Origin of the sequence: Streptomyces sp. NPDC001594 (assembly GCF_042893675.1) — a bacterium.
Lineage (GTDB): Bacteria > Actinomycetota > Actinomycetes > Streptomycetales > Streptomycetaceae > Streptomyces.
Map to the genome: position 1 here is coordinate 46113 of NZ_JBIAVB010000014.1, position 22267 is coordinate 68379.

The following is a 22267-nucleotide window of genomic DNA, read 5'->3' on the forward strand; positions in this document are numbered from 1 at the left end:
GCCGACGTGCGCTCCCCGGGCTCCTCGACGCCCGGGTTCTTCGAGCTGCGCCACCGAAAGAGAAAGCTCCTGAAATATGGCGACCAGTACACCCACACCCTTCATCACGGTCAACGGGAGGGAAACCCCGCTCGCACCGGCCGCCCCCCACACCACGGCCCTGGACTTCCTGCGTGAGCGCGGGCTGACCGGCACCAAGGAGGGCTGCGCCGAGGGCGAATGCGGGGCCTGTTCGGTCCTGGTGGCCCGGCCCGGGGTGGACAAGCCCACCGACTGGGTGGCGGTCAACGCCTGCCTGGTCCCGGCCGCGGCCCTCGACGGCCAGGAGGTCATCACCTCCGAGGGCCTCGCCACCCCCGGCGAGCCCGGCACCCCGCCCGCCCTGCACCCCGTGCAGGAGGAGATGGCGGTCCGCGGCGGCTCCCAGTGCGGCTACTGCACCCCGGGGTTCGTCTGCAGCATGGCCGCCGAGTACTACCGCCCCGGCCGCTGCGCCCACGCCACCCCGGCCGAGGACACCGACGCCGCGCACGGCTCCGCGCACCGCCTCGACCACGGCGACCCCGAACACGGCGACGCGGAGCACGGCCCGAACGGCTTCGACCTGCACGCCCTCAGCGGGAACCTGTGCCGCTGCACCGGCTACCGCCCCATCCGCGACGCCGCGTTCGCCGTGGGCACGCCCGCCGGGGACGACCCGCTCGCCCGGCGCCGCGATCAGTCCCCGCCCGCCCCGGCCGCCACCGCCTACACCCGCGACGACAGCAGCTTCCTGCGGCCCGGCAGCCTCGCCGAAGCCCTGGAGCTGCTGCGTGAGCGGCCCGCGGCGGTCGTCGTCGCCGGCAGCACCGACTGGGGCGTCGAGGTCAACATCCGCTCCCGCCGGGCCCCTTGCGTCATCGCCGTCGACCGGCTGCCCGAACTGCGCACCCTGCACGTCGGATCCGACCACGTGGAGATCGGCGCCGCACAGACCCTCACCGAGATCGAACGCCGCCTCGACGGCGCCGTGCCCCTCCTGGCCGAGCTGTTCCCCCAGTTCGCCTCCCGCCTCATCCGCAACAGCGCCACCCTCGGCGGCAACCTCGGCACCGGCTCGCCCATCGGCGACAGCCCGCCGGTCCTGCTCGCCCTGGAGGCGTCGGTGCTGCTCGCCGGCGCCGACGGGGAACGCGAAGTCCCCCTCTGCGACTACTTCACCGGCTACCGGCAGAGCGTGCGCCGCCCCGGCGAGCTGATCCGCGCCGTACGCGTCCCGCTGCCGCTGTCGCCCGTCACGGCCTTCCACAAGATCGCCAAGCGGCGGTTCGACGACATCTCCAGCGTGGCCGTCGCCTTCGCCCTCGACATCCAGGACGGGACCGTCAGCAAGGCGCGCATCGGCCTGGGCGGCGTGGCCGCCACCCCGATCCGCGCCCTCGCCACCGAGGCCGCCCTGGAGGGCAGGGCGTGGACGGCCGAGACCGTCCAGGCCGCGGCCGAGGTGCTCAGGACCCAGGGCACCCCCATGGACGACCACCGCGCCAGCGCCGGCTACCGCTCCGCCATGCTCGGCCAGAGCCTTCTCAAGCTGTACGCCCAGACCACCGAGGCGGTTTCTTCGTGAGCCAGTTGTCCCAGCGCCCCGAGAAGCCCGCCGTCGGACTTCCCCTGCCGCACGAGAGCGCCAACCTGCACGTCACCGGCGCCGCCCTCTACACCGACGACCTGGTCCACCGCACCAAGGACGTCCTGCACGCCCACCCGGTCCAGGTGATGAAGGCCCACGGCAGGATCACCGCCCTGCGCACCGGGGCCGCGCTCGCCGTGCCCGGCGTGGTCCGCGTGCTGACCGCCGCCGACGTGCCCGGAGTCAACGACGCCGGCATGAAGCACGACGAACCCCTCTTCCCCGACACGGTCATGTTCCACGGCCACGCCGTCGCATGGGTGCTCGGCGAGACCCTGGAAGCGGCCCGGCTCGGTGCGGCGGCCGTCGAGGTGGAACTCGACGAACAGCCCTCGATCGTCACGCTGGCGGAGGCGATCGCCGCCGAGAGCTTCCACGGAGCCCGGCCCATGATGGTGGCCGGCGACGTCGACGCCGGATTCGCCGACTCCGTCCACGTGTTCACCGGCGAGTTCCAGTTCTCCGAACAGGAGCACTTCTACCTCGAGACCCACGCGGCGCTCGCCCACATCGACGAGGCCGGGCAGGTCTTCGTCCAGAGCAGCACCCAGCACCCCTCGGAGACCCAGGAGATCGTCGCCCACGTCCTCGGCCTGCACAGCCACGAGGTGACCGTGCAGTGCCTGCGCATGGGCGGCGGCTTCGGCGGCAAGGAGATGCAGCCGCACGGCTTCGCGGCCGTCGCCGCCCTCGGCGCCCGGCTCACCGGCCGGCCCGTCCGGGTCCGCCTCAACCGGACCCAGGACCTGACCATGTCGGGCAAGCGGCACGGCTTCCACGCCGCCTGGAAGATCGGCTTCGACGCCGAAGGCCGCATCCAGGCCCTGGACGCCACCCTGACGGCGGACGGGGGCTGGAGCCTGGACCTGTCCGAGCCGGTGGTGGCCCGCGCCCTCTGCCACATCGACAACACCTACTGGATCCCCCACGCCCGCGTCGCCGGCCGCATCGCCAAGACCCACAAGGTCTCCAACACCGCCTTCCGCGGCTTCGGCGGCCCCCAGGGCATGCTCGTGATCGAGGACATCATGGGCCGGTGCGCGCCGCTGCTCGGCCTCGACCCGACGGAACTGCGGGAACGCAACTTCTACCGGGAGGGCCAGCACACCCCCTACGGGCAGCCGGTCACCCACCCCGGACGGATCTCCGCCGTCTGGGAGCAGGTCAAGGAGAACGGCGGCCTGGCCGACCGGCGGCGCGAGATCGCCGCCTTCAACGCCGCGCACCCGCACACCAAGCGGGCCCTCGCGCTCACCGGCATCAAGTTCGGCATCTCCTTCAACCTCACCGCCTTCAACCAGGGCGGCGCACTCGTGCTGATCTACAAGGACGGCTCGGTCCTGATCAACCACGGCGGCACCGAGATGGGCCAGGGCCTGCACACCAAGATGATCCAGGTGGCCGCGACCGCCCTGGGCATCCCCCTGCACAAGGTGCGGCTGGCACCGACGCGCACCGACAAGGTGCCCAACACCTCCGCCACCGCCGCCAGCGCCGGCGCGGACCTCAACGGCGCGGCCGTGAAGAACGCCTGCGAGCAGCTGCGCGCCCGCCTGCTGGAGGTGGCCGGCACCCAGCTGGGCGTCAACGCCCCGGACGTGCGCATCGTCGACGGCGTCGCCCGCGCCCTGGGCAGCGACCGGGAACTGGCCTGGGACGACCTCGTGCGCACCGCCTACCTCCAGCGCGTCCAGCTCTCGGCGGCCGGCTTCTACCGCACCGAGGGGCTGCACTGGGACGCGAAGGCCTTCCGGGGATCGCCGTTCAAGTACTTCGCCCACGGGGCCGCCGCCACCGAGGTGGAGGTGGACGGGTTCACGGGCGCGTACCGCATCCGCCGGGTGGACATCGTGCACGACGTCGGCGACAGCCTGTCCCCGATGATCGACATCGGCCAGGTCGAGGGCGGCTTCGTCCAGGGCGCGGGCTGGCTGACCCTGGAGGACATGCGCTGGGACACCGGCGACGGCCCGAACCGCGGCCGGCTGCTCACCCAGGCCGCCAGCACCTACAAGCTGCCGAGCTTCTCCGAGATGCCCGAGGAGTTCCACGTCACGCTGCTGACGAACGCCACCGAGGAAGGGGCGGTCTACGGCTCGAAGGCGGTCGGAGAGCCCCCGCTGATGCTGGCGTTCTCGGTGCGCGAGGCACTGCGGCAGGCCGCCGCGGCCTTCGGACCCGCCGGGGCCGCCGTGGAACTCGCCTCCCCGGCGACCCCGGAAGCGGTGTACTGGGCGATCGAGGCGGCCCGCGCCGCCGGGACCCCCCGGCCCGTCGGCACGAGCGCCCTGAGCAATGCCTGACCTCACCTGGGTGGCCGCGGTCGCGCGGCTGCGGGCGCGCCGGGAACCCGGCGCGCTCGTCACCGTCGCGACCGTGCGCGGCCACGCCCCCCGCAAGGCCGGAGCCAAACTCGTCGTCGGACGGACCGAGACCTGGGGCTCGGTCGGCGGCGGCAACATCGAGGCCGTCGCCATCGACCGGGCCCGCGAGGTGCTCGCCACCCCCGGCGCGGAACCGGAACTGATGGAATTCGCCCTCAACGACAAGGTCACCGGCCGGCACGGCGTGCAGTGCTGCGGGGGAGCCGTCAGCGTCCTGCTCGAACCGCTGCCGGTGGTCCCGGCCGTGGCCGTCTTCGGGGTCGGGCACGTGGGACTGGAACTGGCCCGCATCCTGGCCCGCTTCGACCTCGACCTCCACCTGGTCGACACCCGCCCAGGCCAGCTCACCGACGACCGGCTCGGCGTGCTCGCGGACGCGGTGGCGCAGGTCCACGTCCACCACACCCCGCTGCTCCCCGAGGAGGTCCTCGCCGAACTGGCCCCCGGCACCCACGTCCTGATCATGACCCACGACCATGCCGAGGACGCCGCCCTGTGCGACGCCGCCCTGCGCACCCCGGGCCTGGGCACGATCGGCCTGATCGGCTCGGCCGCCAAATGGGCCCGGTTCCGCCACCGCCTGTCCACCGAGGGCGGCCACGACGAGGCGGCGATCGACCGGATCAAGACCCCGATCGGCCTGACGGAGATCACCGGCAAGGAACCCGCCGCGATCGCGGTCGGCGTCGCCGCGGACCTCCTGCGCACCTTCGAACGCGAAAGGGCCTGACCCCTTCAGGAGAGCTGCTCCATCATCCGCCGCCCGTAGGCCCGGCTGACCTTGACGACGGCCATCAGCATGCCCACCAGCAGGATCACGGAGAGCACGGGCACGAGGTCGACCGGCAGGGTGTACGCCATGACCACGCGGGCGGTGGAGTCGATCAGGAAGGAAGCACCCCAGGCCACCGACATCCAGCGCATCACGCTCCGGAAGCGGGCGTGCCGCTCCCAGTGCGCGTGCCAGGTGCCGGCCGTCTCCTCCGGCAGCATCCTGACCATCGTGGCGAACATGAAGGGGCGCTTCGCGAACAGGGTGGCGATCATCCACAGGCCGAGCAGGCCCGTCAGGTAGCTCTCCCGGGCCAGCAGCAGGCGGGCGTCCCCGGTGACGAGCGTGATGGCGGTCCCGCAGGCCATGACGCTCAGGGTGAAGAGGGCGACCGTGGGGACGCGGCGCTCCCTCGCCATCCGGAGGACCAGCCGGGCCAGCGGGAGGGCGCCGCTGACGAGCAGGGAGAGCCACTGGCCGAGGCCGGCCGCACGCAGCCCGTAGTAGAGGCCGAGCGGCACGCCGACCTCCATGAAAGCCGTCCGGACCAGCTCCGCCTTCGGGTCCTTCGCGCCCTTCGCCGTGATCACCGTGTGCTCCCCGCCCTGTTCCCCGCTCTGCCGGACCGCTGCCCGGCCCGTCGTCCGGGTTCGACGCTACGGGGCGGGCGATCAGCGGCGTAAGGGAGTTGTGAGCACAGCCGGGGTGGAGAAAACTGCACCCCTCGCGGCCGCGTCCGCCCCTCAGTCCTGCGGGGCGTTCAGGTAGGACAGCACCGCCAGCACCCGGCGGTTGTCACTGGTGTCCTGCGTCAGCTCCAGCTTGGTGAAGATGCTCGCCGAGTGCTTGCTCACGGCGCTGTCGCTCAGGTGCAGCTCCTGCGCGATGCCCGTGTTGGACCGCCCCTGCGCCATCAGCTCCAGCACCTGGAGCTCGCGCCCGGTCAACGCGGCCAGCGGACCCGTGCGTTCGCCCCGCGCCACCAGCTTGGAGATCACCTCCGGGTCCATCGCGGTCCCGCCGCCGGCCACCCGGCGCAGGGCGTCGGCGAACTCCTCGTCGCTGAACACCCGGTCCTTGAGCAGGTAGCCGATGCCGCCCCGGCCGTCGGCCAGCAACTCGCGCGCGTACAGCTGCTCCACGTGCTGCGACAGCACCAGGACGGGCAGCCCCGGTATCGCGCGGCGGGCCGCGAGCGCGGCCTGCAGCCCCTCGTCGGTGAAGGTCGGCGGCAGGCGTACGTCGACCACCGCGAGGTCGGGCCGGTGCAGCGTCAACGCCCGCGACAGCGCGGGGCCGTTGTCGACGGCCGCGACGACCTCGAACCCGTACGACTCCAGCAGCCGCACCAGTCCTTCCCTCAGCAGGAACTGGTCCTCGGCGAGGACAACACGCACGGCAACTCCATGGTCACGAGGGTCGGGCCGCCCACGGGGCTGCTCACGAACAGTTCTCCGTCGAATGTACCCAGCCGCCGGCGCACGCCCGAAAGGCCCGTCCCCGCGGCCGGGTCGGCCCCGCCCCGGCCGTCGTCGGCCACCGTGATCCGCAGTACCCCGTCGGAGTGGCGCAGGCCGATCCGCACCCTGGAGGCCCCCGCGTGCTTGGCGGCGTTCGCGAGCACCTCACACACGGCGAAGTACGCGCAGGCCTCCACCGGTGCCTCCGGCCGGCCGGGGACGTCCACCGTCACCTCGACGTCCAGCGGGTGGTCGAGCGCCAGCGCGCGCACCGCGTCGCCCACGCCCCGCTCGGCGAGGACCGGGGGATGGATGCCCCGCACCAGGTCCCGCAGCTGGGACAGGGCCGTGGACGACTGCCGGCGGGCCTCGGCCACCAGCTCGCGCAGCTCCGGGGCCTCCTCGCCCAGCCGCCGCTCGACCAGCCGCAGTGTCATCCCGATCGCCACCAGGGTCACCTGGGCCCCGTCGTGCAGGTCCCGTTCGATCCGGCGCAGCTCGGCCGCCTGCACGCCGGTGGCGTCCGCCCGGGTCTCCGTCAGCCGCTCCACCTCCCGCGTCAGCCGCGCGTTCCGGGTCGGCCGCAGCAGCAGCACCGCGAACCGGGCGTGCGCCCGCAGCGCGTGGGGGACCGCCCACGACACCGCCGCGAACAGCGCCGCGCCCACCGGGACCGCCGCCCACGGGTGTGCAACCAGGACCCCGCCGCCCGGCAGCCGCAGCAGAGCCGCGTCCCAGAAGCCGTACGGGCCCCTGCCGCGGGTCACCAGGTCCAGCACGCCCGGCACCACGAGCCCGAACAGCGCGACACCGGCGAGGGCCGACGGGACGGCCAGCAGCACCGCGCTCACCACCGGGTTGGCCGCCGCCCACAGCAGGTCCCGCCACACCGCCGGATCGTGCGCGGTGTGCCGCACCAGCTGCAACTGCCGTACCAGGTACGGCGTCCGGTACAGCCGCCGCCCGTAGCGGTGGAAGCCGTCCGCACCGCGCCGCACCGGCTCGGGCGCGGGCCGGTAGGGCGCCGGGACCTCCACCCCGGCCAGGCTCCCGGCCATCCGCCGGGCCGCCATGACGAAGGGCCGACAGGACTCCACGGCCTTCGGGAAGAGCACCACGAGCCCGGTGCACACACCGGCCACCAGCGCCGCCACCTGTACGAGGGCCAGCGCCGCGCCCACCATCGCCAGCAGCGACAGCAGCACGCAGGCCCCCAGCAGCCGCAGCCGCCGGCCCGGCTCCCACCCGGGGCCCGCCGCCGGCGGCGCCACCCGGCGGCCCAGCAGCGACCGCGTCCAGCGCCCGTGCACCCACAGCGCCGCCGGGCCCACCGTCACCCCGGCCACCAGCGCCACCAGCCCGGCCCCGGCCACCGCCGCGACCCCGCCCCACGCCGTTCCCGGCGCGGCGGAGCCCCAGGCCGCGCGGCACAACGCCCCGCCCAGCCCGTACAGCCCACCGGCCACCGCCGCGACGGGCAACGCCGCCACCGGCACCCCGACGAACGGGTCGAGCAACAGGAACGCCAGGTCCCGCCCGGTCGCGGGATCCCGCCGCGCCTGGCGCGCCCGCCGGCGGCGCGCCACCGCGCCGGGGGAGGAGTGCAGCCGCCTGCCGTCGCGGTAGAGCCCGTCCTCACGGGGCCGGGGCTCCGGCGGCTCCGGCAGGTAGGGATCGCCGACGGGGGCGTCCGACCACCGCCCGGCCAGCACCCGCCGCCACCGCGGCAGCCACCGCAGCAGTCCCGGCGGCGCCCCCAGCCCCACGGCCACCCCGGCCGGCAGGGCCACCACCGCCCCGAACACCCCCAGCAGCACGAGCACGACACCCCGCCCCGCTGCCACCACACCCGCCCACAGCCCCACCAGGAGCCCGGCCGGCCCCCCACGTCGTTCTTCCCGGGCGGCGATCGAAGCGAGCATCGGGCCAGTCTCGCACGGGGGTTCGACGGCAGGCCGCCGAGGCGCTGCGCCCGCCGATGGAAAATCCTCGTTCAACAGGGCTCCCCGCAGGCATCATTGCGGTCGACCGCCCCAGGGCGCACACGATCGACCCGCTTCCAGAAAAGGGTGCCTCATGCCGATTCCGCGCAGGACGTTACTGACCGGCTCGACCGCCGGGGCGGCCGCCGCCGTCGGGGGTGCGGGGAGCGCCCGGGCCGCCGAGCGGCCGGCGGACGCCGCCTCGCCCCTGCTGCAGCGCACGCCCAGCCGGATCGGGGTGCCCGGAGTGGCCGGACTGCACCTGCAGTTCGGGGCGGACCCGGCCACCGAGATGACCGTCTCCTGGATCAGCCCCCAGTCCGTCCGGCGCCCGCGGGTCCACCTCGGCTCACCGGACGGCGGCGGCTCCGGGCACGCGGTCGACGCCGAGACCCGCACCTACCGTGACGAGCTCTCCCGGCGGGAGGTCTACGTCCACCACGCCCGCGTCACCGGACTGCGCCCCGACACCACCTACCTGTACTCGGCCGGACACGACGGCGCCGCGCAGGAGACCGGGTCGTTCACCACGGCTCCGCGCGGCCGCTCCGCGTTCACCTTCACCAGCTTCGGCGACCAGGGCACGCCCAACCTGCGCCGCTCCCTCACGTGGCCCACGCCCGACGCACCACCGCCGCTCGGCCACTTCCCGCTCTACACCAGCACCCAGGGCGGCACCGAGGCCTCCGCCGACATCGTGGCGGCGGTGGAACGGGTCGCCCCGCTGTTCAACCTGGTCAACGGCGACCTCTGCTACGCGGGCGTGGCCGGTGCCATCGGCGAGGACCGCGTGGCGACCTGGGCCGACTGGTTCATCGGCAACAGCCGCTCGGCGCGGCTGCGCCCCTGGATGCCCTGCGTCGGCAACGGCGAGACCGAGAAGGGCAACGGCCCCCTGGGCCTGACCGGCTACCAGACGTACTTCACCCTGCCGGGCGCGGCCACCGCCACCGACGGCGGGACCCGCGGCCTGTGGTACGCCTTCACCGTCGGCGGGGTCCGCTTCATCAGCCTGGCCAACGACGACGTGGCGATCGTCGACACCGGCGACATCTATCTGCGCGGCTACTCCGGCGGTGCCCAGCGCCGCTGGCTGGAACGGGAACTGAAGGCGGCGCGGGCCGACACCGGCGTCGACTGGATCGTCGTCTTCATGCACCACCCGATGATCTCCAGCCACCGCAGTGGCGGGAGCGACCTCGGAGTCCGTCAGGAATGGGGTCCGCTCTTCGACGCGTACGGGGTCGACCTGGTGCTCTGCGGCCACGAGCACTACTACGAGCGGTCGCTCCCCGTCCGCGGCACCCTCCCCAACGACACCCGCACCCCGATCCCGGTCTCCACCCGCACCGACGTCGCCGACACCGGCAAGGGGACCGTCCACATGATCATCGGTGGCGGCGGCAACTTCGCCACCACCCAGGACGACCTGTTCGAGGAGCCCAAGGGCCGCGTCGTCGTCGACGTGAGCAAGGAGCCCCAGGGCCGCCACCGCACCCCGGTCTACCTCACCGAGGACGCCCCCTGGCGCGCCGTGCAGGACCGCGTCCACCCTCACGGCTTCGCCGCCTTCGACGTCGACCCGGGCACCCGCGGCTCCGGCCGCACCCGCATGCACGTCACGTACTACACCTTCGACGGCCCCTACGGGGAGCTGACCCCGGTGGACACCTTCACCCTGGAACGCCCCCGCGCGGACGCCCGGCCCTGACCGGACTCAGTGCTCGCAGAGGGAGAACTCCCGCTCGTAGAGCTGCTCGTTGTGTTCGGCGACGAAGAACTTGCGCTCGTGCATGAGCTGTTCGCGGTAGCCCTTCGCCTCCTCCAGGGTCATGGTGGAGGTCTCGGCCCAGGGCTGCTGCGGCGGCACGTCGGCGGTCGAGACGATCCGCTCGGACGGATCGACCAGGAAGAACGCGAGGATCTTCCGGTGGCCCGGACGGGTGGGGTCCGCGAGGCGGAACGCGCCGACGCGGTGCTGCAGCACGTTCGGGAAGGCCAGGCAGCGGCCGGCCGGGGTCGACGCCGAACCCAGTATCTGGTTCAGCGCGTCCTCGTTCTCCAGGCCGTAGACCTCGCGCATGCCGTCGTCGTCGTTCTGCTCGTAGTCCGGGTCGTCGAGCGCCGTGCGGAAGCTCAGCCGGCTCTCGGTGACGTTCTCGCTGTCCCAGTAGTAGATGCCGGTCGAGACGATCCGCTCGTTCAGCATCCCCTCGACGTGCCAGGAGCCGCCGGCGTACTCGGGCCGCTCCGGGGTGAGGTGGATGGTGGCCAGCTTCACGATGACCTGGAGGCCGCGGCCGCGCAGGTCGACCCGGTCGGCCGCCCCGGGCACCTCGGGCGCGGTGAACTCCGGCGCGTCCGGGACCACCGGCCGGCGGTCCTGCCACCACGTGTCGTGGGCGTCCCCCCACTCCTGGCGGGCTTCCGCGAAGGCCTTGTCGTCGGCGTAGTCGGCACGGTTCGGATACTGCGGCTCGTCCTCGTACCACCCGTAGGGATCGGCCTCGATGCGCCGGGGCCGCGGATGGCGCAGATCGGTGAGCACGTTCTCCAGCAGCGGACGCATGCGCGCGAACAGCTCCGGCAGCACGGCGGCCAGCTCGCGGTGGGCCTCCGGGTGGACGTTGTTGACGTACGAACGGAAGGAGACCCCGCCGTCCTCACCGACCTCGACGTCCGTGGGCAGCCACTGGAACTTCTCCGAGAACTCGTGCTTCGACCAACGGTCCGTCGGGTTCCGCCAGGCCTCTTCGGGCGCCCCGCTCACGCCCCGCACCAGGCAGAACAGCGAGGGGTGCACCAGGTCCAGCACCTGGCCGTCGGATCCCGGATGCCAGTCCAGCTCCGCCGCGGGCACCTCCTCCAGCACCCGCACCGCCTCCCGCAGCCGCGCCCCGAGCTCCTCTTCGACCAGCGCGTCCGACTGCCACACCCCGTCGACCCCGGACACCTCGACGCCGGTCCGCCCGTCCCGCAGCGCGGCGTAGTGCGCGAGTTCGTCGAGGACGTACCGCACCTGCGCCTCCGTGAGCCCCTGCTCCAGGGCCTCCCGCTTCCACCGGGCGACGACGTCGGCGTCCCGCATCTTCTCGAACCACCCGGCCTTCGCCCGGATGTGCGCGCTGCACCGCATCATCTCCAGTTCCCTCAGCGTTCGTGGAGTGGCGAACGATGTGGAACGCGAGGCTTGAAAGGGCAGCGGAAAGGCGGTCAGGCCGGACAATTCTCTTGATCCTCCGAGTCGGTGTGCGGTGGCCGGAACAATACTTCAGCGCACTGACACCGCCCCGGCCCGCCCGCCGCACCAGGAGCCCCAGGACCCCAGGACCCCAGGACCCTAGGACTTGCTCCACCCGGCCGTGGCGGAGTACGAGTCGACCAGGTCCACCACGAACACCAGGGTCGAGCCCGGCGGGATCAACGGCGAGGGCGACTGCTTCCCGTAGCCGAGGCGCGGCGGAACGATGATCTCGCGCCGGCCGCCGACCCTCATGCCGCGCACGCCCCGGTCCCAGCCCTTGATGACCTTGCCGCTGCCCAGGGCGAACTTGAACGGTTGGCCCCGGTCCCAGGAGGCGTCGAACTCCCTCCCGGTCTCGAAGGTCACCCCCACGTAGTGGACTTTGACCACCATGCCCGGCTTCACCTCGGGCCCGTCCCCGACGACCAGGTCCCGGACGGCCAGCTCGGCAGGAGCCTCACCCTCCGGAACGTGCACCACGGGCTTCGCCAGTTCACTCATGAACGGTCACGCTACCGGGGTTCAGCGCGTGAGGAAGCGGGTGGCGCCGACGTAGACCCGGCCGGTGGCACCGATGGGCTCCTCCCTGACGGGGTCGCCCGTTCGCGGAGAGTTGATCATCATGGGTTCGCCGTCGCGCGTCCCCGAGTAGATGCCGACATGGGTGACCGCGGTGCCGGCGGCGGGGCGGAAGGCGACGATGTCGCCGGGGCGGAGGTCTTCCGTACCGGTGACCCGCACCCCCGCCGCCGATCCCACGGGCACCTGCCCGCCGCCCGCGTCGAACTGCGGCTCGGCGTCCCTGGGGATCGTCACGCCGAGCGCGGAGTAGACCTGGCTGGTGAGGCCGGAGCAGTCGTAGCCGAATCCCGAGGTACCGGACCACAGGTAGGGCAGGCCCAGGAAGGCGCGGGCGGCGGCGACCACGTCGGCGCCGCTCGGCGCGGAGGGCACCCTCGCCAGGTCGCCGGCCCGGAAGAACACCCGGCCGCCGCCGGGGGAGTGGGCGGTGACCACCCCGGGCACCGGACCGGCCTCCACCGGGAAGGAGGTGTTGTACGAGTACTCGGCGACCTGCCCGGACCCGCGGCCGTCGAGCGCGGCCCGGGCGGTGGCGAAGCCCAACGCCGTGGGGCGGGCGACGCGTTCCTCGTGCGTACCGGCGGGCGGGCGCCGGTGCTCCGAGGTCAGTTGCCGGTCGGGGATCCAGCCGGGGTAGGCACCCCGCCCGGCCTGGTCCCTGGGGGTGGGCTGGCCGTGCACCCACACGTGGTCCCAGCGCAGGCCGTCGCGCCACTCGCTGCGGTCGACGGTCACCCGGATGCCGTGGAGGGCCTGGGTCTCCCCGGCGACGTCCCGCCGCTCGTCCAGGGACATGCCGGCCAGCCAGCCTCGGACGTCGGCGGGACGGGCGGTGGCCGGGGCGTCCACGGGGCGGACCTGTTCGGGGCTGACCCAGACCTGGGCGACCGCCACGTCGACGTAGCAGGTCGGGGCGGCGTCGCAGGGGCGCCGCGCGGCGCCGGGGGCGTCGGGGGCCGCGGTGGCCGGAGAGGAGAGGGCGAGGAAGGCTGCGGCAGTGGCCGTCAGGACGGTCTTCACGGAATACATGCGTCGATCCTGTCCAGGACGCGGGGACCGCGAACCCCGCCGCATCCCCGCCGGTACGGGGCGCCGGCGGCCCGCCCCCGCCGTGCCGGACGCCGCCGGGCCGGGTGTGCCCAGGACGGCCGGGGGTGAGGATGCGACGCTGGAGTGGGGGCCGCCGGCCGGGGCACCCCTCGGCGCGCGTGTCCCGGCGGCCCCACCGCGTGGATCCGGCCCACCGGGACCAGGGCCGCGCGACCGACCCGGAAGGCAGGTGCGTCCCATGCGCACGTCGACCCGTATCGCCGGTGCCCTCACCGGCCTGACCCTCACCCTCGGTGGTGCGGTCCTCGCCGCTCCCGGGGCCCGGGCGGACATCCCCGCCTGCACGCAGATGGCCGAACAGGCCGGTGCCACCGATTCCGCCTCCGCCTCGGCGGCTTGCGGCCGCGGCGTGACGGGGGACCTGCAGGGATGTGCGGCCGGGCTGACCGGGGCCGGAGTGGCGGGCGGCGCCGCGACCGCTGCCTGCCGGGCGGCGGCCCACGAACCGCGCTAAGGGGGCCTGTCCGGCGGACCATGCGCGCGGGTCGGCCGAGGGTGGGGGCGCGATGGCTCTCCGCGCCCGGGCCGTCACCGTCCGGGCGGGGCGCCCGGTCACGCCTCGCGGGCCCCGTGCCGAGCGCCCATCCTGAGGGGGAGGGCGCCGTCGTCGTGAGACCCGTCCTTCCCGAAGGCCGAACGAAGGCGCCTGAGAGAAGGAGGAAAGTCATGCGCATGCGAAGAATCCTGGGCCTCGCCCTGGCCGCGGCGACCCTGGCCGGCATGAGCGCCGTCGGCGCCGCGGCCGCCTCGTCTCCGAGCATCTCCCGGGACGACTGCACGGCCGCCGGCGGACACGTCGTCGCACGCCCCTACGCAGGCGAGACCTGCGCACTGCCTGACGGGACCACGCCGCCGATCACCTGACCGGGGAACCGCGAGACGGCGCCACAACAGCACGACCCAGGAGCCGACCGGCACAGCACTCGCCGGTCGGCTCAGTCGTGCGCGCCGACGACCCCGCGGGCGACTCCGCCGTTCGGCCCATCAAGGGCACCGGCCGCAGCGCCGAAGAGGACCAAGCGGAGTCGCCCCCACCCTCGCGTTCCGGTATGCCTCCGTGTCCCAGGCCGCCCCGACGACGGCGGTCCCGTACGCCGGCCGAGAGGCCCGGAGGAGATCCCGCATGCGCGCCGTCCCGCCCCAGACCGCCGTCACCACCGCCGTCCTCCTCCTCCTCGTCACGGCCACCGGCGCCCATCCCGCCGCAGCGGACCCGGACCACGACGGATCGGCCCTGGTCAAGGTCGCCGAGGGCGACCCGTACGCGAAGTGCGCCATCGGAGCGAGGTCCCCCGACAGCGTCGTCTACCCGGGCACCGAGGTCGAGCCGTACCTGTCCGTCGATCCGCGCGACCCCCAGCGCGTGGTCACGGTCTTCCAGCAGGACCGCTGGAACGACGGCGGCGCCCGCGGCCTGGCGGCCGGCTGGACCACGGACGGCCACACCTTCCACCGGAGCACGCTGCCGTTCAGCCTCTGTGCCCCCGGCGGCGCGGACTACGAACGGGCCTCCGACCCCTGGGCGAGCACCGGACCGGACGGCACCGTCTACGCGAGCGGCGAGGGCGTCGACTTCACCAGGAGCACGCGCAGCGCCCTCCTGGCCGTCACCTCCCGCGACGGCGGCCGCACCTGGCAGAACCTCACCACCACGCACGTCGACGAGGAGCCGTTCTTCAACGACAAGCCCTCGCTCACCGCCGACCCGGTCCGCAAGGGCACCGCCTACCAGGTCTGGAACCGCCTCGACAACGACCCGCCCGGCCCCAGCTCCCTCGACGGTCCCGGCTACATCTCCCTCACCCGCGACGGCGGCCGCACCTGGAGCAAGGCCCGGCCGTTCGTGACCACCAGCTCCGTGCCCAACACCCAGACCATCGGCCACCTGATCGTCGCCGACCGGCGCACCGGCACCCTGTACGACTTCTTCGACCGGATCACCTTGGCCGACGACCTCACCACCGTCGTCGAAGCCCGCTACGAAGTGGTCACCTCGACCGACGCCGGAGAGACCTGGAGCGCGCCGGTCACCGTGGCCCGGGACACCTCCGTACCGGAGGTCGACCCGAACGACCCCGCCAAGCCGCTGCGCGCCGCGGCCACCCTGCCGAGCCCTGCGGTCGACCCCGAGTCGGGCACGCTGTACATGGCCTACGAGGGCTCCGACTTCTCCGGCGGCACCTTCGACTCCGTCCAGCTCGTGCGGTCCACCGACGGCGGGCGCACCTGGGGGAGCCCGGAGCTGATCAGCCCCGAGGGTGTCCCGGCCTTCTCACCGTCGATCGCGGTCACCGAGCGGGGCACGGTCGCGCTCACCTACTACGACCTGCGCTTCCTGGAGCCCGGCAACACCACGACCCTGCCCACCGCCCACCAGCTGACCACCCTGCGGCACGGAAACCCGCGGCACCGCACCGAACGGCGGATCTCGCGGGTCTTCGACTGGCTGCAGGCACCGTTCGCCGGGGGCTACTTCCTCGGCGACTACCAGGGCCTGGCGGCGGACGGCAAGGGGGTCCGGGCGGTGCTCACCCAGACCCGCTCCGGCGCACCGCGCAACCGTACGGACGTGTACACCGGCAGCTTCCGCACCCCCTGACCGGCGGGCCGGCAGCGCCCCGCGGCACGTGGCTGCGGGGCGCCGTGCGGGAGTCAGTCGATCTGCTCGCCGTCGTGCGTACCGCCCTTGCAGACGTTGGCCGTCAGATCGGCCGTTCCGCCGCCCTGCTTGCACTCGGAAGGAGTGACGTAGGAGGGGGCGCCGTGGGTGGCGGCGGTGGCGGTGGCGGCACCTGAGAGGCCGAGTCCGGCGAGGGCCGCCGTGGCGGCGACGGCGGCGAGGCTTCTTCGAATGCGCATGTGGTTCCCCTTTCACGGATTGCCTCGATTGGGGCACTAGCCAGCTTGATCTTCACCCATTCGGGTGGCACGCCATGTTGCGCCGTTCGGGTGACAGTGCCGCCGGGTGCCAGGTCGGAGGCCGTTTCCCGGGCGTCCGGGCGTGGGAGTGCGCGGTCAGCCGGCCGGGCGGCCGAGCAGGACGCCGCGGCCCGCGGAGTAGCGGCGCAGCACCGGCCGGGGGACGTCGACCAACTCCTGCGAGGCGCCGTGCCAGCCCGACGGGTTGTGGATCGTGACGGCCAGCACCAGGTGCCCGCCGCGGTGGGGCGGCTCGGTGTCCCCGCTGCGGACGCCCGGGTGGACGGAGAGCATGGCGAGGCGGCCTGCGTGCAGCTGGGACACGACCTCCGACAGCGGGAGCCGGGGGCGGGATGCGGCGTGGAGGCCGAAGCGGTCCCGTCGGTGCGGGTGGCGCCCCAGCGGACGCCCAGCGCGGTGAGGACCTCGCGGACATGGGCGGCATCCGCTACCTCCGCGGCATCGACTCCATCCGGGACCACCTGGAAGCCCTCAACGACGACGTCAAGGAGGAGTTCCTCACCTTCGCGCCCGGCGGACCCAGACCCCTGCCAACATGGAGGCCTCGCGCCCGCTCAACCGCCGCCTCCTCTCCCGCGGCATCACGATGCGCACCGTCTACCTGGACAGCATCCGCCGCGACGCCCCCACCGCCGGCCACGCGACCTGGCCCACCGAGCAGGGAGCGCACATCTGCACGGTGCCGACCCTGCCCAACCGCATGATCGTCATCGACCGGCGCTCGGCCCTGATCGCCTCCGACTCCGACAGCACCGCCGACGGCGCCCTGGCCATCACGGGCCCCGGCGTGATCTCCCTGCTGTGCCGCCTGTTCGACCTCGTGCGGGACTCCGCCGAACCCTTCGGCGCCGCGCCCAGCGCCCCTCCGGCGAACTGACCCGGCAGCAGACCGAGGTCGTGCGCCTGATGGCGGAGGGCCGCACCGACGAGTCGATCGCCAACTGGGCTACCTCCCCCTCCCACCTCTGAAGGACCGCCCGAGCGCCGGCCGCCGCTCAGTCGTGCTCCTAGAAGAAGCCGAGCTTCTTCGGCGCGTACGAGACGAGGAGATTCTTCGTCTGCTGGTAGTGCTCCAGCATCATCTTGTGGGTCTCGCGGCCGATGCCCGACTGCTTGTAGCCGCCGAAGGCCGCGTGGGCCGGGTAGGCGTGGTAGCAGTTCGTCCAGACGCGGCCCGCCTGGATCGCGCGGCCCGCGCGGTAGGCCGTGTTGACGTCGCGGGTCCAGACGCCCGCGCCGAGGCCGTACGCCGTGTCGTTGGCGATGCGGACCGCGTCGTCGAAGTCGTCGAACGAGGTCACCGACACCACCGGACCGAAGATCTCCTCCTGGAAGATCCGCATCCGGTTGTCCCCCTCGAAGATGGTCGGCTGGACGTAGAAGCCGCCCGCCAGGTCGCCGCCGTGGTCGATCCGGCCACCGCCCGTGAGGATCTTCGCGCCCTCCCGCTGGCCGATCTCCACGTACGACAGGACCTTCCTCAGCTGCTCCGCCGAGGCTTGCGCGCCGATCATCGTGTCCGTGTCCAACGGGTGGCCCGGCACGATCAGTTCCGTGCGGGCCACCGCCGCGTCCAGGAAGTCGCCGTAGCGGCCCCGCTCGATCAGGGCGCGCGAAGGGCTCGTGCACACCTCGCCCTGGTTCAGCGCGAACATGGTGAAGCCCTCCAGGGCCTTGTCGCGCAGGTCGTCGTCCTTGGTCCAGATGTCGTCGAAGAAGAGGTTCGGGCTCTTGCCGCCCAGCTCCAGCGTGACGGGCTTCAGGTGTTCCGCCGCGTACTGCAGGATCAGCCGGCCCGTCGCCGTCTCCCCGGTGAAGGCCACCTTCGCCACCCGCGGGCTCGACGCCAGGGGCTTGCCCGCCTCCTCGCCGAACCCGTTGACGATGTTGACCACCCCGGGGGGAAGCAGGTCCGCCACCAGGCTCAGCCAGTAGTGCACGGAGGCGGGGGTCTGCTCGGCCGGCTTGAGGACCACCGTGTTGCCCGCGGCCAGGGCCGGGGCGAGCTTCCACACCGCCATCAGGATCGGGAAGTTCCACGGGATGATCTGCCCGACCACGCCCAGCGGCTCGTGGAAGTGGTAGGCGACCGTGTCCTCGTCCAGCTGGCTGAGCGAGCCCTCCTGCGCGCGCAGCGCCCCCGCGAAGTAGCGGAACTGGTCCACGGCCAGCGGGAGGTCGGCGGCGAGGGTCTCGCGGACCGGCTTGCCGTTCTCCCAGGTCTCCGCGACCGCCAGCGCCTCCAGGTGCTGCTCCATGCGGTCGGCGATGCGCAGCAGGACGCCGGCGCGCTCCGTGACCGACGTACGGCCCCAGGCCGGGGCCGCCGCGTGCGCCGCGTCCAGGGCGCGCTCCACGTCCTCCGCCGTACCGCGGGCGACCTCCGTGAAGGGCTGCCCCGTGACGGGGGAGGGGTTCTCGAAGTACCGGCCGCGCGCGGGCGGCACGTACTCCCCGCCGATGTGGTGGTCGTAGCGGGACGCGTACGCCATCAGGGCGCCCTCGGTACCGGGTGCGGCGTAACGGGCCATGCTGGTCCTCCCCTTGCCGGACGCCGACCGCCGTCGGCCGGCGCTCGGAAGGGAGGCTAGGGGCGCGCGGGTTGCGCGAACGTTGCACGGCCCGCGCCCGCGCCCGGCCTCGGCCTCGTGCCCGCGCCCTGGCCCGGCGCCGCGCCCAGCTCCGCGTCGAGGGACCGTACGCGGGCCAGCGCGGCGGGGCGGGCGTGTGGCGGGAGTGCCGTGGCCAGCGCCCGCCACACGGCCGGGTCCTCCGCGCCCCACGGGCTGCACACCCAGTCCGACAGCAGCCCCACGTCCGCCCGGGCGAGCACCGCCGCCCGCGCCTGGTCCTCGATCCGCCGCCGCAGCCGGACGATCCCCGGGGCCGAGGAGGCCGGCAGCAGCGGGCCCGGGTAGCGGGTGAGGGCGGCCGAGACGGCGCCCGCCGCCAGGTGCCGGGTCACGGCGGCGAAGTCCGCCTCCAGGGGGACCGCCGTGCGGTACGGGCGCGAGAGCAGGATCCCGGCGCCCAGCACGGCCCGCAGCCGCGACATCTCGGCCCGCAGGGTCACCGCCGCCACCGACCCCTCCTCGTACAGGGCGTAGGCCAGTTCGTCCCCCGTCAGCCCTTCCGGGTGCTGCGCCAGCAGGGCCAGGATCTCGCTGTGCCGCCGCCCCAGCGCGATCCGCCGGCCGCCGAGCACCAGCAGCGCCTCGTCCCGGCCGAGGGCGGTGAGCGTGTCGGGGGCCGCCGCGCCCGGAGCGGGCTCCAGCAGCGCCAGCTGGGCCTCGGCGGCCCGGGCCACGGCCTGGACGAAGGCCAGCGAGTGCGGGTGGGCCAGCCCGTCGCCGCCAGTGATGTCCACGGCGCCCAGCACCCGGCCGGTGCGCGGGTCCCGGACCGGGGCCGCCGCACAGGTCCACGGGTGCACGCGGCGGCTGAAGTGCTCCGCGCCGAAGACCTGGACGGGTTCCCCCAGCGCGACCGCCGTACCCGGGGCGTTGGTCCCCATGGCCGTCTCCGCCCAGCGCGCACCCGGCACGAAGCCCAGCCCCTCGGCCCGGCGCAGGGTGGCCGGCTCCCCCTCCACCCACAGCAGCCCGCCCCGCGCGTCGCACACCGCCAGCAGATGGGCCCCGTGCGCCGCGAACGCCCCCACCAGGTCCCGGAACAGCGGCATCACCCGGGCCAGCGGGTGCCGCTCCCGGTACGCCAGCAGCTCCGGCTCGGCCGCTCCAGCCGGGGCGCGCACTCCGGGCTGACCCGGGCCCGCGCGCAGCGCCGCCAGGACTTCGCGATCACCGCCCGGACCGGCGGCTCCATCCGCCCGTCCCGGGTGAAGGCCTCGTGCGCCCGCCGCAGGACGCGCGTGCGCTCGACGGGATCGGCCCCTCCCGGCAGCGCCAACGACGGATCGCCCATGTCACCCTCCCGGGGGCCGTGGTGCCGCGGTACGCGGAGCGCCCCCATCGTGGTGCGGGTCCCCGGCCCCGGCAAGGGCCGCGTCGGCCAGTCCGTGACGGAACCCGGCCGGGAACGCACCGCCGCTGCGGCGCGTTGTACGGCGAGGAAGCGGATCAATCGGCCGCCGACAGCGGCAGGGGGAACAAGCACATGAACGACACCACCACCACGGCGCGGGTCGCGGCGGTCAGCAGCAACGGCGCCTACTCCTTCACGAAGCCGAACCGGGAGAGCATCACCCTGCTCACCGGTCTCGGCGTCGAGGGAGACGTGCACGCGGGCGTCACGGTCAAGCACCGTTCGCGCGTGGCCCAGGACCCGACGCAGCCCAACCTCCGGCAGGTGCACCTCATCCACCGCGAGCTGTTCGACGAGGTCGCCCGGGCCGGATTCAGCGTCGCGCCCGGCCAGCTCGGGGAGAACGTCACCACCGAGGGCATAGACCTCCTGGCCCTGCCGAAGGGCACCCTGCTGGGCATCGGCGAGCGGGCGGTCGTCGAGGTGACGGGCCTGCGCAATCCGTGCCCGCAGATCAACGCCTTCCAGGACGGACTCCTCAAGCAGGTCGTCGGCCGGGACGAGGAGGGCCGGGTGGTCCGCAAGGCCGGGATCATGGGCGTGGTCCAGCAGGGCGGCAGGGTCCGCCCCGGCGACTCCATCACGGTCACGCTCCCGTCCCTGCCGCACATACCGCTCGAACGCGTCTGAGGGAGCCGCCCGGCTCGGCGGCGGGCGCGTCAGTAGTAGTCGCGCATCAGGGCCGTCGCCCACTCCGGCTGGTGGACCCCGCCCCGCGGGCCGAACTCCTCCATGTACGGCTTGAGGTCGAGCACCGGCGTGCCGTCCACCGCGTCCAGGCCCTCCACGTGCACGTCGAGGCCCTCGACCCGCACCACCCGGCACCTCGAGACGCCGAGCCGGTTGGGCCGGTTCTTCCCCCGCTGGGCGAAGATCCCGACCAGCGGCCAGTCCCGGTTCCCCCGAGGATGCCGGGAGCCGGTCTCGATCTTCTCCGGCGGTACCCGGTCGAAGTGGTAGACGACCTCGACGTGCGAGAAGTCCTCCAGCCCGTAGAGGGCCTCAGGCCCGAACAGGCCGGCGTCCAGCCGGATCACGGCCCGTTCCCGCCCCCAGTCGTCGTCCACGACTTCCGCCCGGCCGCCCACGACCACGCCCACCGGCATCGACTCGACCACCATGCCGTTCCCCGTTCCTCATTCGCCGTTTCCGTCCGTGTGTCCGTCTTCAGACCGGCCGTACGGCGACGCGGTCCAGCGCCTCCAGCAGGCCGGACACACCGGGCAGCCCGTCCGCCGCCTCGTGGGGCACCGCCAGCACCCCGCCGGGCTCCTCGTCCAGCAGCACGAAGGCGGCGTCGCCGGTCCGGGCCACCAGCGACCAGCCGGGCCCGTCCGCCCGGAAGGTCCGTACGCCCTCGCCCGCGAAGGCCGACCGGACGCGCCCCGGCGGAGGCGGCTGCCGGGTGTAGTCCAGCGCCTCCCGCAGCGCCCGAGCCAGCCCCGGGTGCGCGGCGGCGGCGGCCCCGCCGTCCTCCGCCACGCGCTCGCGCCAGTCCGCCCACTCCCGGGCGATCTGGTCCGCGCCCAGCCGCCGCTGCACCGGCCCCCAGGTCTCCGCCGAGGGCGGCGTCAGCGGCACCCGCCCGGTGCCGTCCGCGCCCCGCTCCGGATCGTGCGGGGCGGGGATGCCCGGCGTGGACACGGTCAGCTCCAGCGGCCAGCCCGCCAGCGACAGCACGACCGACCGCTCGTCCGGCGACAGGTCGTACTCCATGCCGCAGTCCCAGGAGGCGATGGCGGCGGCCACGAGCGAGACGTCGTCCACCACGACCGTCCACCGGGCGCCCTCCTCGTCCTGGCCGAGGACGAGCCCGTACCCCTCCGCGGTGGGCGCCACGCCCAGCAGCCCGCAGGCCTCCGGGAAGTCGTCGCCGAGCAACGTCGGGAACTGCGTGGGGGTCAGCAGTACGGCACTCAGCACGTACAGCGAGCCCCCGCCCTCCTCGTCCGACATCTGGCCTCCCGATCGCAGTTCCGTCGGCGCACCCTAACCAGCCGGTAACTCGCACGTCGAGCCCCGGCGGGCGGCGATTTTCAAGCCCGCTACCTGCACGTAGAGTTGGCCACCCGCCACAGAA

20 protein-coding genes and 1 pseudogene are annotated in these 22267 nt (G+C 73.9%); 9 read left to right on the plus strand and 12 right to left on the minus strand.

What is annotated here, in order from left to right:
• Positions 1-76: 76 nt before the first annotated feature.
• From ACFY0O_RS26140 to xdhC, 3 genes are read left to right on the plus strand one after another with little or no spacing between them, the layout of a single operon-like run.
• Complete coding sequence (locus ACFY0O_RS26140) at positions 77-1606, plus strand: xanthine dehydrogenase small subunit (RefSeq protein WP_388950708.1); 1530 nt, start codon at positions 77-79, stop codon at positions 1604-1606.
• Complete coding sequence (gene xdhB, locus ACFY0O_RS26145) at positions 1603-3972, plus strand: xanthine dehydrogenase molybdopterin binding subunit (protein ID WP_388950710.1); 2370 nt, start codon at positions 1603-1605, stop codon at positions 3970-3972. The genes ACFY0O_RS26140 and xdhB overlap by 4 nt, the downstream gene beginning before the upstream one ends.
• Positions 3965-4783 (plus strand): xanthine dehydrogenase accessory protein XdhC, encoded by an 819-nt coding sequence (gene xdhC, locus ACFY0O_RS26150; RefSeq protein WP_388950713.1) that lies wholly within the window; start codon positions 3965-3967, stop codon positions 4781-4783. The genes xdhB and xdhC overlap by 8 nt, the downstream gene beginning before the upstream one ends.
• A 5-nt stretch (positions 4784-4788) precedes the next feature.
• On the opposite strand, the gene ACFY0O_RS26155 is transcribed toward xdhC, so the two are convergent.
• The 3 genes from ACFY0O_RS26155 to ACFY0O_RS26165 form a co-directional block, all read right to left on the minus strand.
• On the minus strand, positions 4789-5415 hold the full coding sequence (locus tag ACFY0O_RS26155; protein ID WP_388950716.1) for a VC0807 family protein: 627 nt from the start codon (positions 5413-5415) through the stop codon (positions 4789-4791).
• 153 nt (positions 5416-5568) lie between these two features.
• Entirely contained in the window at positions 5569-6222 is a 654-nt protein-coding gene (locus tag ACFY0O_RS26160) for a LuxR C-terminal-related transcriptional regulator (protein WP_388950719.1), read from the minus strand.
• Positions 6186-8207, minus strand: coding sequence for a sensor domain-containing protein (locus ACFY0O_RS26165; protein ID WP_388950721.1), 2022 nt, complete (start codon positions 8205-8207; stop codon positions 6186-6188). The genes ACFY0O_RS26160 and ACFY0O_RS26165 overlap by 37 nt, the downstream gene beginning before the upstream one ends.
• 154 nt (positions 8208-8361) lie before the next feature.
• Between ACFY0O_RS26165 and ACFY0O_RS26170 the strand changes: the two genes are divergently transcribed.
• Positions 8362-9978, plus strand: coding sequence for a purple acid phosphatase family protein (locus ACFY0O_RS26170; protein ID WP_388950723.1), 1617 nt, complete (start codon positions 8362-8364; stop codon positions 9976-9978).
• Positions 9979-9984: 6 nt separating this feature from the next.
• Here the strand turns inward: ACFY0O_RS26170 and ACFY0O_RS26175 are convergent, their stop codons facing one another.
• The 3 genes from ACFY0O_RS26175 to ACFY0O_RS26185 form a co-directional block, all read right to left on the minus strand.
• Positions 9985-11493: a DUF4246 domain-containing protein gene (locus ACFY0O_RS26175; protein ID WP_388950725.1), complete on the minus strand. Its 1509-nt coding sequence runs from the start codon at positions 11491-11493 to the stop codon at positions 9985-9987.
• Between the two features lie 114 nt (positions 11494-11607).
• Complete coding sequence (locus ACFY0O_RS26180) at positions 11608-12012, minus strand: FKBP-type peptidyl-prolyl cis-trans isomerase (protein WP_388950727.1); 405 nt, start codon at positions 12010-12012, stop codon at positions 11608-11610.
• 21 nt (positions 12013-12033) lie between these two features.
• The gene (locus ACFY0O_RS26185; RefSeq protein ID WP_388950729.1) at positions 12034-13122 is read right to left on the minus strand and encodes a C40 family peptidase; all 1089 of its coding nucleotides are present in this window, start codon (positions 13120-13122) and stop codon (positions 12034-12036) included.
• A gap of 259 nt (positions 13123-13381) precedes the next feature.
• On the opposite strand from ACFY0O_RS26185, the gene ACFY0O_RS26190 reads away from it, so the two are divergent.
• The 3 genes from ACFY0O_RS26190 to ACFY0O_RS26200 all read left to right on the plus strand — a co-directional run bounded on the left by ACFY0O_RS26190 (position 13382) and on the right by ACFY0O_RS26200 (position 15802).
• Entirely contained in the window at positions 13382-13657 is a 276-nt protein-coding gene (locus ACFY0O_RS26190) for a hypothetical protein (RefSeq protein ID WP_388950731.1), read from the plus strand.
• A gap of 212 nt (positions 13658-13869) precedes the next feature.
• Positions 13870-14067 (plus strand): hypothetical protein, encoded by a 198-nt coding sequence (locus ACFY0O_RS26195; RefSeq protein ID WP_388950734.1) that lies wholly within the window; start codon positions 13870-13872, stop codon positions 14065-14067.
• A gap of 259 nt (positions 14068-14326) precedes the next feature.
• Positions 14327-15802, plus strand: a complete 1476-nt coding sequence (locus tag ACFY0O_RS26200) for a sialidase family protein (protein ID WP_388950736.1) — start codon at positions 14327-14329, stop codon at positions 15800-15802.
• A 53-nt stretch (positions 15803-15855) separates the two neighbouring features.
• Here the strand turns inward: ACFY0O_RS26200 and ACFY0O_RS26205 are convergent, their stop codons facing one another.
• The gene (locus tag ACFY0O_RS26205; RefSeq protein ID WP_388950739.1) at positions 15856-16062 is read right to left on the minus strand and encodes a hypothetical protein; all 207 of its coding nucleotides are present in this window, start codon (positions 16060-16062) and stop codon (positions 15856-15858) included.
• A gap of 156 nt (positions 16063-16218) precedes the next feature.
• Positions 16219-16446, minus strand: coding sequence for a hypothetical protein (locus ACFY0O_RS26210; RefSeq protein WP_388950742.1), 228 nt, complete (start codon positions 16444-16446; stop codon positions 16219-16221).
• A gap of 232 nt (positions 16447-16678) precedes the next feature.
• Here ACFY0O_RS26210 and ACFY0O_RS26215 point away from each other — a divergent pair, with 232 nt between their 5' ends.
• Positions 16679-17020, plus strand: a complete 342-nt coding sequence (locus ACFY0O_RS26215; RefSeq protein ID WP_388950745.1) for a hypothetical protein — start codon at positions 16679-16681, stop codon at positions 17018-17020.
• Positions 17021-17150: 130 nt separating this feature from the next.
• Here the strand turns inward: ACFY0O_RS26215 and ACFY0O_RS26220 are convergent, their stop codons facing one another.
• Together ACFY0O_RS26220 and ACFY0O_RS26225 are read right to left on the minus strand one after the other, a co-directional pair.
• Entirely contained in the window at positions 17151-18674 is a 1524-nt protein-coding gene (locus tag ACFY0O_RS26220; protein WP_388950748.1) for an aldehyde dehydrogenase family protein, read from the minus strand.
• A gap of 56 nt (positions 18675-18730) precedes the next feature.
• Positions 18731-20067 (minus strand): annotated as a pseudogene (locus ACFY0O_RS26225) (GAF domain-containing protein).
• A gap of 192 nt (positions 20068-20259) precedes the next feature.
• Here ACFY0O_RS26225 and ACFY0O_RS26230 point away from each other — a divergent pair.
• Positions 20260-20817 (plus strand): MOSC domain-containing protein, encoded by a 558-nt coding sequence (locus ACFY0O_RS26230; protein ID WP_388950751.1) that lies wholly within the window; start codon positions 20260-20262, stop codon positions 20815-20817.
• A 29-nt stretch (positions 20818-20846) separates the two neighbouring features.
• On the opposite strand, the gene ACFY0O_RS26235 is transcribed toward ACFY0O_RS26230, so the two are convergent.
• Together ACFY0O_RS26235 and ACFY0O_RS26240 are read right to left on the minus strand one after the other, a co-directional pair.
• Positions 20847-21308, minus strand: coding sequence for an SAM-dependent methyltransferase (locus tag ACFY0O_RS26235; protein WP_388950753.1), 462 nt, complete (start codon positions 21306-21308; stop codon positions 20847-20849).
• Positions 21309-21354: 46 nt separating this feature from the next.
• Positions 21355-22143, minus strand: coding sequence for a hypothetical protein (locus ACFY0O_RS26240; protein ID WP_388950756.1), 789 nt, complete (start codon positions 22141-22143; stop codon positions 21355-21357).
• Between the last annotated feature and the right edge of the window lie 124 nt (positions 22144-22267).